The following is a 1,286-nucleotide window of genomic DNA, read 5'->3' as shown; positions in this document are numbered from 1 at the left end:
ATCCGCGTCAACGGCCTGCAGCGGGTTTCCGCCGGCAGTGTCTTCGGTGCCTTGCCGCTGAACGTCGGCGACCAGGCCGATGACCGCCGACTGGTGGAGTCGACCCGTTCCCTGTTCAAGACCGGCTTCTTCCAGGACATCCAGCTGAACCGCGATGGCAATGTCCTGATCATCAACGTGGTCGAGCGCCCGTCGGTGTCGAGCATCGAGATCGAAGGCAACAAGGCCATCAGCACCGAAGACCTGATGAAGGGCCTGAAGCAATCCGGCCTGGCCGAAGGCGAGATCTTCCAGCGTGCCACCCTCGAAGGTGTGCGTAACGAACTGCAGCGCCAGTACGTGGCCCAGGGCCGCTACTCGGCCGAGGTCGACGCCGAAGTGGTGCCGCAGCCGCGCAACCGTGTGGCGCTGAAGATCAAGATCAACGAAGGCACCGTCGCCGCCATCCAGCACATCAACATCGTTGGCAACAACGTGTTCGACGACGAGACCCTGGCGCAGCTGTTCGAGCTGAAGACCACCAACTGGCTGTCGTTCTTCAAGAACGACGACAAGTACGCCCGCGAAAAGCTCTCCGGTGACCTGGAGCGCCTGCGTTCCTACTACCTGGACCGCGGCTACATCAACATGGACATCGCCTCCACCCAGGTGTCCATCACGCCGGACAAGAAACACGTCTACATCACCGTCAACATCAACGAAGGCGAGAAGTACACCGTCCGCGACGTGAAGCTGTCCGGTGACCTGAAAGTGCCGGAAGACCAGGTCAAGTCGCTGCTGCTGGTGCAGCCTGGCCAGGTGTTCTCGCGCAAGGTGATGACCAGCACCTCCGAGCTGATCACCCGCCGCCTGGGTAACGAAGGCTACACCTTCGCCAACGTCAACGGCGTGCCGCAGCCGAACGATGAAGACCACACCGTCGACATCATGTTCGTGGTCGACCCGGGCAAGCGTGCCTACGTCAACCGCATCAACTACCGCGGCAACACCAAGACCGAAGACGAAGTGCTGCGTCGCGAAATGCGCCAGATGGAAGGCGGCTGGGCCTCGACCTACCTGATCGACCAGTCCAAGACCCGTCTGGAGCGTCTGGGCTTCTTCAAGGAAGTGAACGTCGAGACCCCGCCGGTGCCGGGCACCGACGACCAGGTCGACGTCAACTACAGCGTCGAGGAGCAGGCTTCCGGCTCGATCACCGCCAGCGTCGGTTTCGCCCAGAGCGCCGGCCTGATCCTCGGTGGCTCGATCAGCCAGAGCAACTTCCTCGGTACCGGTAACAAGGTGTC

Annotated in this window: 1 protein-coding gene; it reads left to right on the top strand. The window is 62.0% G+C overall.

What is annotated here, in order from left to right:
• A partial coding sequence (gene bamA, locus CAG46_RS27445) for an outer membrane protein assembly factor BamA (RefSeq protein WP_085619580.1) occupies positions 1–1,286 on the top strand: 1,286 nt, incomplete at both ends.

The organism is Pseudomonas sp. B23(2017), assembly GCF_002113725.1.
Taxonomy (GTDB): Bacteria; Pseudomonadota; Gammaproteobacteria; order Pseudomonadales; family Pseudomonadaceae; genus Aquipseudomonas; species Aquipseudomonas putida_Z.
The sequence above is the reverse complement of the archived record's forward strand: the minus strand, read 5'-3'. Positions and strand labels throughout refer to the sequence as shown.